Origin of the sequence: Coleofasciculus sp. FACHB-712, from assembly GCF_014695635.1 — a bacterium.
Lineage (GTDB): Bacteria > Cyanobacteriota > Cyanobacteriia > Cyanobacteriales > FACHB-T130 > FACHB-T130.
This window is the reverse complement of record NZ_JACJOQ010000483.1, coordinates 1-9,709: the sequence shown is the minus strand read 5'-3', so window position 1 is coordinate 9,709 and position 9,709 is coordinate 1. Positions and strand designations below refer to the sequence as shown.

The 9,709-nt window shown below is 46.9% G+C and carries 8 protein-coding genes and 1 pseudogene; 5 read left to right on the top strand and 4 right to left on the bottom strand.

The features are described from left to right. Positions 1 to 419, bottom strand: a 419-nt coding sequence (locus H6F50_RS15825; RefSeq protein WP_190429430.1) for an HHL1-like protein, incomplete at its 3' end; no start/stop codon positions are given. Between the two features lie 334 nt (positions 420 to 753). Between H6F50_RS15825 and H6F50_RS15820 the strand changes: the two genes are divergently transcribed. Continuing rightward, positions 754 to 1,695, top strand: a complete 942-nt coding sequence (locus H6F50_RS15820) for a ParA family protein (protein ID WP_190412090.1) — start codon at positions 754 to 756, stop codon at positions 1,693 to 1,695. 655 nt (positions 1,696 to 2,350) lie between these two features. On the opposite strand, the gene H6F50_RS15815 is transcribed toward H6F50_RS15820, so the two are convergent. Further along, positions 2,351 to 2,716, bottom strand: coding sequence for a cupin domain-containing protein (locus H6F50_RS15815; protein ID WP_190429429.1), 366 nt, complete (start codon positions 2,714 to 2,716; stop codon positions 2,351 to 2,353). 132 nt (positions 2,717 to 2,848) lie between these two features. On the opposite strand from H6F50_RS15815, the pseudogene H6F50_RS15810 reads away from it, so the two are divergent. The 3 genes and pseudogenes from H6F50_RS15810 (at position 2,849) to H6F50_RS15800 (ending at position 5,200) form a co-directional block, all read left to right on the top strand. After that, positions 2,849 to 4,042 (top strand): annotated as a pseudogene (locus H6F50_RS15810) (transposase). A 51-nt stretch (positions 4,043 to 4,093) separates the two neighbouring features. Beyond that, positions 4,094 to 4,276: a hypothetical protein gene (locus H6F50_RS27985; protein ID WP_190429428.1), complete on the top strand. Its 183-nt coding sequence runs from the start codon at positions 4,094 to 4,096 to the stop codon at positions 4,274 to 4,276. Positions 4,277 to 4,855: 579 nt separating this feature from the next. Beyond that, positions 4,856 to 5,200, top strand: coding sequence for a hypothetical protein (locus tag H6F50_RS15800; RefSeq protein WP_190429431.1), 345 nt, complete (start codon positions 4,856 to 4,858; stop codon positions 5,198 to 5,200). Positions 5,201 to 5,273: 73 nt separating this feature from the next. On the opposite strand, the gene H6F50_RS15795 is transcribed toward H6F50_RS15800, so the two are convergent. Both H6F50_RS15795 and H6F50_RS15790 read right to left on the bottom strand, forming a co-directional pair. Then, entirely contained in the window at positions 5,274 to 5,795 is a 522-nt protein-coding gene (locus H6F50_RS15795; protein ID WP_190429427.1) for a single-stranded DNA-binding protein, read from the bottom strand. Between the two features lie 183 nt (positions 5,796 to 5,978). Next, entirely contained in the window at positions 5,979 to 8,516 is a 2,538-nt protein-coding gene (locus H6F50_RS15790; RefSeq protein WP_190429426.1) for a mannose-1-phosphate guanyltransferase, read from the bottom strand. A gap of 708 nt (positions 8,517 to 9,224) precedes the next feature. Here H6F50_RS15790 and H6F50_RS15785 point away from each other — a divergent pair. Further along, the coding region (locus tag H6F50_RS15785) for a precorrin-6A/cobalt-precorrin-6A reductase (RefSeq protein ID WP_190429425.1) at positions 9,225 to 9,709 on the top strand (485 nt) is incomplete at its 3' end.

The window sequence follows — 9,709 nt, the reverse complement described above, 5'->3', positions numbered from 1 at the left end:
AGCCCAGAGAAGCTATTCTTCAGCTTATCGATCGTTGCTTGAATCGCGTTCGGGACAGATGGCTGAGGAGGAACGGCAACTTGGATTGGCTCATCTGCATATTCAGAACCCTTGAGGCGATAGCCATATTCCAAATTGTTCTGGTTCTTGCGGAGGACGGGAAATAGACGGAAGGCTCCTTGGCGTAAGTCTTCTTGGGTGTCGAAGATGGCTTGATTAATCTTACTGGTGCGATTCACCGCTAGGGAACCGACTGGAAACCAGTTTTTTTTACCTTGGATGCGAATGTAAATATTGAATTCTGGTACTCCGTCCCCCTTCATCTTGTCGTACTGCTTGGATGCTTCCGCGCGTTTGGTGGAGCTTTTGGGAGTTTTTTTGGTTTTTTGAACTTTGCCAAATCCACTATTAGTTGTCATAGATATTGATTGGTGTTTTGCTTTATTTATAAAAGTTTACATAATTTTCAGAAATCTGGGATAGTTGATTTCAGCGCAAGTTCTGGGCAAACGCTGTAGGGTAAGAGAAGCGATCGCACGTGCCATCGCTATTCTGGAGAGATTCCGCTTTGATTGGCGATATCCGTGACGAACGGAACACCGCGATCCCAAATCGTCGCAACTCTCATATCGCGCTATTGCCTTACGACGGCGAATCCAAGATTATTATTAAGGCTGTAACAGTTGACCAGGGATTGAGTGACTGCGATTCGCTTTGTATTTAGCGGGGCGTAGGCTTGAGAGGAGCTAACAAATGGGATATGTAATTGCAACGGTAAACATGAAAGGCGGCGTCGGTAAGACGACTCTCAGTGTCAACTTGGCGACTTGTTTAGCCAAACATCATGGGAAACGGGTTCTAGTCGTCGATTTAGACACGCAAATCAGTGCTACGCTCAGCCTGATGTCCCCACAGGACTTTGGAAAGAGCCGGAAAGAGAAACGCACGTTGAGACAGCTGGTCTATAAAGCAGTTAAACCCGATCTTCCAACCAATCTTTCAATCCAAGATATTATTCAGCCTTACGTTTGTACGGTTAAAGGGCTGGATTTATTGCCGGGGGATATCGATCTCTACGATGAATTTTTAGTGTCTGAGATGCTCCATGAAAGAGCGCTAAGGGATGGCAATAGTAACTTCATTCAAGTTTGGAATGAGTTTGAAAAGCAATTAGTCAGAGGGATTTTACAGCCGATAATTAAAGATTACGACTTCATTATTCTGGACTGCGCTCCTGGCTACAATCTTTTGACTCGTAGTGGGATTGTCGCTAGTAATTTCTACTTGCTGCCAGCTAGACCAGAACCTTTATCCGTTGTAGGAATTCAACTGCTAGAAAGACGGATTAATAAGCTCAAAGAAAGTCATAATTTGGATGGCTTACTCAATCTCCGCCTGATGGGAATTGTCTTTATTATGTCAGGGAACATTCTGAGTGGAAGATATTACCAGCAAGTGATGCAGCGAGTTACTGAAGATTTTACCCCGGCTCAAATTTTCAAAACCCGCATTCCAATGGATGTAAATGTCTCTAAGGCAGTTGATAGTTTTACCCCGGTGAGTCTCAACAACCCCAATTCATCTGGCTCTAAAGCATTCCTTAAGTTAACGCAAGAGTTTTTACAGAAGTTACAAGTTTCTGGTGGTATCTACCAGGCTCCAGAAGCCAAGGTGAACTTAGCCAACCTCGATTGAAGATTCGTAATGAGCGGTTAACGGTGGATTGATTAACCTCCGATTTTTTTGGGTAGGGGCTTTTTCTGTGCCATGCCCCTACTTAATCCACGTTCCGAAGGTTCCTATCGCCCTAGGATTCTCTGCTACGGACTTGTATGGGTTTCGTGGATGCGACGCTCGTATCCTTCATACCCGCGATTCCCACTTAACTTTGTTTCATAATCTGAATAGTAGCTCTCTCCAACAACATGAATTTTGGTTTCATTTACTGGTGCTTCTGGAGATGCCTGCTAAAGTAAAAATATGAAGCTAAAAAGCTTCCCTGACAGATTCTACAGCGCGGTTCACATACGACTTGAGAGGTAAAAACGCTGTTTCATTTAACATCTGTCTCATCCAACAACAGCAGCACTCATCCAGAAGGCTGATATTTCCTAAGCTAGTGACTAGGGAGCGATGCAACTAAACTTTGTAAGTTAGTGCAACTCCACGTCGAATTGCCCATAAGAGGAAATCACTTAGCGAGTCTGGTTGGAGTGCTGTTGTTGTTTTAAAGATTTAAATTGAATGAATCAGGTATTTCCGAGCCAGGAAGCAATTCAAAAGTAATGCGATCGCTTGCAACAAAATGTCTGTAGCAGGCAAATTATAAATTTTGCCTGCGTTTGTGTACTCAAGCGTCGTAAATTGTTTCGTCTTCCTTACGCCACGCCGGATCGACAATGCAGATAAACACCAACGGTTCAGTTCCGCAACTGTGAATAAATTGCTTGGCATTCGGCGGAATATAAACTATATCTCCAGGTTCTACCAACTGGGTTTCTTCATCAATGTGCATCTCACCAGCACCGCTAAGGATGTAGTAAACCTCGGAAGTTGTTAGCGAGTGCGGCGTCGAAGTTTGTCCCACCGGCAGAATCGCGTGAGCCAAGCTGTAACGCAATTCTACCGGCTGTTTATCTGGATGCAATAACTCCCTCAACTGAGTGGCATCACCGGCAATAAATTCTTCGCAGTCATGGAGCTTTTGAATTAGCATTCTCGATTCAGAGAGTAAAAAAACACCCGCAGTAATCTTACCCAAAAATTACGGGTTTAAAGCCCCGTCCTTCTAGGGCAATTTTTCTTTGTTTATAGCAATAAGTTGCTATAAACAGGGTAGGATATCCCCATAATTGTATTAGAGTTCAAGTTAAAAGGTAGACATGAGCAGTATCGGGTCATTGACGACATGATCCGAACCGCGCAGTTTATCCGCAACAAAGCACTCCGGTACTGGATGGACAATCAAGGAATTAAGCTCTCTGACCTCTACAAACAATGTGTTGTATTAGCCAAAGAGTTTGATTGGGCAGGCAAGCTTAACTCAATGGCGCGTTCAGCCGAGGCTTGACGCGCCCTGATTGCAATTCAACGTTTCTTTGCTAATTGCAAAGCGAACTCGCCTGGAAAGAAAGGATTCCCGCAGTTCAAGAAGTGTACTCGCTCTGTAGAGTACAAGACTAGCGGGTGGAAGCTTTCTTCCGATAAGAGACACTTGACTTTCACGGATGGCTTTAAAGCTGGAACGTTTAAGTTAGTCGGCTCTCGCGACCTATATTTCTACGCTTCCGAAGAGATTAAGCGAGTGCGGGTAATCCGTCGCGCTGACGGCTACTACAGCCAGTTCTGCATCAATGTAGAACGAGTAGAAGAAATCGTTCCTACGGGCAAAGCGGTTGGGCTGGATGTGGGATTAGCCCATTTTTACACCGACAGCACAGGAGAAACTGTTCCAAACCCTCGCCATCTTCAAAAAAGCGAGAAAGCCCTGAAGCGCTTGCAACGACGAGTTTCTAAGAAAAAGAAAGGATCGGCCAACCGCCGGAAAGCCATTAATCGGCTAGGAAGAAAACACCTAAAAGTCAGCAGACAGCGTAAAGACTTCGCCGTAAAAACGGCGTTGTGCGTGGTGAAATCTAGCGATTTCGTAGCCTACGAAGACTTGCAGGTGAAGAATATGGTGAAAAACCACAAGCTTGCAAAAAGCATTAGTGATGCAGCTTGGTCACAGTTCGCCCAATGGTTGCAGTATTTAGGGAAGGTGTACGGAAAAACAGTCGTTGCTGTTGCTCCTCAATATACATCCCAAGATTGTTCTAACTGCGGTGCGACAGTTAAGAAGTCGCTATCAGTCAGGACTCATGTATGTGGCTGTGGAACTGTATTAGACCGCGACCACAACGCCGCACTAAACATTTTGGCTAAAGCTTTAAGGCAAACAGGTATTGATTTAAATACGGCGGGGCACGCCGGAATTAACGCTTTCGGACAGACCGATCTCTACTCGCGGGTGGTGACATCAACGAGCAAATCGACTGGTTGAAGAAAGAATCTCGCGCGTTTACGCCGAGGAGTGTCAAATTGTGTCTTGAGAATGGAACGAAAAACCCGGAATTGGACGATAGTCAGAGCAGTTAATCGCTTCTTCAGTCTGGGCAATACTGGGTTGCACGGTACACTTGAGCCGGTAATCGCCGGTAAAATATCGGCAATTGGTACAGGGTACGCTGTGCATTTGCTTCGCTTTGGTAAAACTCGCGGAGATCGTACTAAATAAACTCCAGCCAATCAAAAGGAGCAACATCCACGCACACAAAAAGCATAGAGGTACTAAAACTGGCTGGATTGCATGAACCAGAACGTATAAAAGTTGAAACACAGGCTATTTTTTGAGGAGGAGTGAACAGAGCTACTTAAACAAAATTACTTCACTTCCTCAGAGTTCGCCTCATAATTAGGGCTTAGTTGTAAATTTTTGTAAAGCTTAGTTTGCCTTGTAGAAGTGGCACTACTTTGTGCCTAGATAATTTGTGCCTACATAAATTGATAGATAGACAGTTGCAGAGGAGAAAGTTAGAATACAACTTCCTACCCAGGAAGTAATTATCTTGATTAAGGGGTCTTACGCTCTTTTGTGGTGTAAGGGGTTGTGCATTTACTGCGACGGACCAGAAAGATCGCTGGCAACCGGAACGGCAAGCGAAACAAGGCTGGAAAGCAAAACGTTCTGCCGCCGGGAAAGGCGAAGGCGAAGCACTTCTACGCAGAATCTACGCAGAATTGAAAAACTGCTCTAGGTTTTCTGCGCGATCGCTTCGCTTATATAGCTGCTGCCACGCTGTTACGGTATGCACCCATGCTTATCCCTTCATCTAGCAACGACAGCACCACCTTCCCCCTAGAACTCGCCCTCTGTAGGTCAAAGCTTGAGAGCGAGCCTTCCGCGCGCTATGTGGCTGGGGAAAACGCTCTGATCTCCTATGGCCTTTCAACCAAGAAAAGCTATGACTTAGGCACTCAAGGCGCATCGCTCATGCCTTTGCGAGAGCGAGACGTGACAGCACTGGCAGTGCTATTTGAACGAGATGACAGTGAGGAAATCGAAGCAGATATTAACCACAACCTCATCTGGTTGTGGCCTGAACCTTGTTGGGATGACGAAGATCCCTTCGATTTTTTGGGCGATTATCTTCACAAATAGCGATTAGTTACGAGTGATTAGCCCTTAGCCATGAATATGTTGCCAAAGACTAATGACTCATGACCCATGACGGCTAAAAGGGGATGTCGTCGATATCTCCTTGAGGCGGTGGGGTAGAACGGCTGCCCGTTCGGGAGGGAACGCGACTGGGCGGTGTTTCCTCTGTTGGGAAGTCTCCAGACATTCCCCCATCGCTGTCATCAGCGGGTGCGGAGCTAGGACGACGCGACCCCATTGGAACGACATTGCTGGGAGGAGCCGATTCGGCTACCGAAGTGTCAAAATCTGTATCGATTGCCACTTTGTGAATCCGGGAAACCGTCAACTCGGCGCGTTTTTCTTTAAAACCTTCTTGCCGGTCAATGGTGTTCATCGTCAGGCGACCTTCAAGGATGACGCGATCGCCCTTCTTGAAACTTCCCTGAATTTCTTGCGCTAAATTGCCCCAGCCGACGACCTTCACCGTTGCCGGGGGGTCTTCCGCCCGCAGTCCAGGAAACTGTACCATCATCTCCGTAACCGCCGTTTGGGTATCCGGCGTGTAACGAAGTTGCGGTTCCCTGATAATCTCCGCCATTAAAATGCAGCTGTTCATAACTCCAAGATCCTCGCGCTGAACCGAGCGGCCTCATTCATAATAGAACAAATGTACCAAAGAAGACCCAAAAGTGGGTATGGTAACGGGTAATTGGTTATTCGCAATTCGTCATTCGTCATCAGCGAATAACCAAGGATGAAGGAGCGATCGCTCTTCACCGATTACCGATTACCTAACACCCTACACCAATTGCAATTTAACTTCCTCCACACCTTCCTCTTGGTCAACAAACGATTGAACCCGACCGCGATACTCCCGTAAGGTTTCATCAACCCAATCCCGGTCATTACTATTGGCGAAGATATGCACCAACGGCTCACCCGCATCCGGCAACACTAGCACCCAGCTATCATCCTGGTAGTTGCAAATCTTCACTCCATCCACTAATTCCAGATGTTCGGCTGGGTGGGTTTCTACTAAATGGCGCATCAAGGCTCCTTTTGCCGTCCAGGGGCAGCGCACCGTGTAACTCTTGTGGTAAACGCGGGGGAGATCGGCGCGGATTGCTGCCAGATTTCGCTCTTGCATCGTCAGCATCTCCATCATCTTGGCAATGCAGAACATGGCATCAAACCCCGGATGCAGCTGTGGAAAAATAAAGCCCATTTCCCCACTGCCACCCAGTACCACATTTGGATTCGCTTGAGACGCTTCCATCAACGCCGTGGGATTTGCCTTCGTGCGAATCACCTTAGCATCGTGGCGACGAGCAATCTGTTCTACCGCACTGCTGCTATGCACCGGCACCACCACCGTTCCTCTGGGATGTGCGGTGAGAATCATGTTAACCATCAGCGCTGTCAACATTTCACCGCGAATCGGCGTACCCGATTCATCCACCAAAATTAACTGTTCTCCGTTTGCTGATACCTGGACGCCAAAATTTGCTTTTAGCGCTTCTACCACATGACCCAGCTGATTAAGCAACGCTTCTCGTTCTGCCGCAGCCAGTCCGGTTTGATTCAAGCTAGCATTCAGTACCACAGCATCGCAGCCAAATTTTGCCAACAGTTGCGGCAGGATGGCTCCTGAAACTGCATAAACGTAGTCAATGACTACCTTCGAGCCTGAATTACGAATTGCCCCCGTATTTAGATGGTTCTCAAACGCCGTGCTGTAAACATCTAGCACCTGGCTGGGGTAGGCGACATTTCCAGTTTCTTGAATCTGGACTCGCCGCAAGTCTTCCTTAAAATAAGCTCCCTCAATTTTTTTCTCTTGGGATTTCGAGATATTGATGCCCTTGCGATCGAAAAATTCGATCAAAATGTGGTCGGGTCGATCTGGATGCACCCGCACGTGGATACCTCCGGCAACCGAGTAAGTGGGAATGACGGTGCGGGAAATTGGGATTGCAGTTGCTTCCAGGTTTTGCACGTGAATACCCACCGACATCAAACCCGCAATCAAAGCGCGACTGACCATGCGGGAAATATTCCGCTGGTCGCGGGAGATGGTGATCTGGGAACCGGGCTTTAATGTGGAACCGTAAGCTGCACCTAGTTTGACAGCAAATTCTGGAGTGATGTCGATATTCGCTAACCCACTCACACCGCGTTGCCCAAACAAATTGCGATGAGCCGTGTGACCCCAAATCAAGTTAATGTTTAATGTCGCGCCCGATTCAATTTGTTTGCTAGGCCAAACACGCACCTGGGGCGAAACTTGCGCTTCTTCCCCAACGGTAGAGAGCGAACCCACGACGGCTCCTTCCAAAACGTGCGATCGCCTATCGACTCTGGTACCACGGCCAATTACGCAAGCCCGCAGATGCGCTTCCTCGCCAATAATCGCTCCATTCCAGACAATTGGACGCTTCAAGTTTGCGTCAGCTCCAATCGTCACATTGTCACCAATTGAGGTTCCTGGTTCGATATGCACTCGTGCCCCAATCCGGCAGTTATTCCCGATCAGTGCAGGCGCTTCAATTTTGGCTGATGGGTCGATATGAGTGTTCTGACCTATCCACAGTCCGGGAGACACTTGCTCGTAAGCAAAGTCTAATTTAACTTTTTGATGTAAGCCATCATATTGAGACTCTCGGTAAGCATCTAAATGACCTACATCGCACCAATATCCTTGGGCAACGTAGCCGTACATCGGCTCGTCTTGTTCCAATAGCAATGGGAATAAGTCTTTCGAGAAGTCAGACTCCTGATTGCTGGGGAGGTATTGCAGGACTTCTGGTTCCAGAATGTAGGTGCCGGTGTTGACAGTATCGGAGAAAATTTCGCTAGAAGAAGGCTTTTCTAAAAACCGACGAATTCTCTGTTTTTCATCTGTAATTACCACGCCAAATTCAATCGGGTTGGGAACTTGGGTTAAAATCAGGGTTGCTTTTGACTTTTGTCTTTTGTGAAATTCAATTGCTTGGGTTAAATCAAAATCAGTAATGCTGTCGCCGCTAATGACTAAAAAGGTTTCATCTAGTAACTCAGCAATGTTCTTGACGCAACCAGCCGTACCTAAAGGCTGGTCTTCTTCAATCGCATAGGTGATCTGCACTCCAAAGTCGCTGCCGTCCTGGAAGTAGTCTCGCATGACATCAGGGAGATAGTGCAGAGTGGCAATAACCTCTGTAATCTGATGCCGCTTGAGCAGATTGATAATGTGTTCTGCAATCGGTCGATTCAGAATCGGCACCATCGGTTTGGGAAGATCGCACGTCAGCGGTCTCAGCCGCGTTCCCGAACCGCCAGCCATCAGCACTGCTCGCATAAGTCCTCCTGATTCTTTGTTATGGTACGGGCGTGACCTTGATGATTTAAGTTGACCTAAGTCTTGTCTTTTAGTCTCCTATACCCTTGAAATTTAAGGTATCCCTCATAAGATTAGAGTGCAGCCTTGACTCTGGGCAAATCCTTTAAGGCTTTCATTTTAAAGCAGATGTTAAATTTAGCGGCGACTCCCTAATTATCTCGTTGATTGCTGGTATCTGCTGGCTCCTCAATCCAGAAAATTGCTTTTGTTACATCTTGAGGGTGCAGCTACAACTCAACCTCGGATAGGTTAGAACTGAATCAATGCTACTTTGCCGTGTAGCCGGAATCAATTGCGTAGTCTAGCTTACACTTGAGAGATGAAGCAGAATGTTCTAATCTTCTGGAACTGCCCAAGGTGGATGTCTCAAACAGTGTTGGAAAGATTAACAGTTGCTGGTGGCGACAAAAATGCAGTCAGTTTTAATGGGTTAATGAGGATTGTTTGAATGGGTACGTTATTAGGCTTATTATTTCTAGGGGCTTATGGATACGGCGGATGGAGATTCTGGAAGGGGTTCCGCCGAACGAATTTCAGCCAAGGTCGGCTCGTTCTGGCTCTGTTATGGCCTGCTTTGATAATTGGCAATAAATCCTATCGTCAGAACTTTAGAAAAGCACTCAAGGGATAGAAGAAGGATAAAGGGTGAGGGATGAATCAGAAACAATGAATTCTTCATCCTTTGAGCAACGCCTGTGGCTAATTGGGGGCACTCAGGAGAGTGCTGAGTTAGCAAAAGCGATCGCTCGTTTCCATCTACCCTGCATTGTTACTGTCACTACAGAAGCCGCTAGAACGCTGTATCCATCAATACCCTCCTTGCAAATTTGGGTGGGCTATCTGGATGCAGCGCAGTTGGATTGGTTTTTAAAAGAGCAGGGAATTGTGGCGATTTTGGATGCGTCTCATCCCTATGCGGCGGAGATTTCCAAGATAGCGATCGCAACTGCCCAAAAGCAACAGATTCCCTATCTCCGCTACGAGCGTCCGGTTATTGATGCAAGCTTACAGAAGCAGCTGGTAATAGAGCTAGATAGTTTCGACACGCTTTTATCTGGAGACTACCTACAAGGGCAACGGGTGCTACTGACAATTGGTTATCGAAGCTTGTCCCGGTTCCGTCCTTGGCAAGAAAAGTCTACTTTATTTGC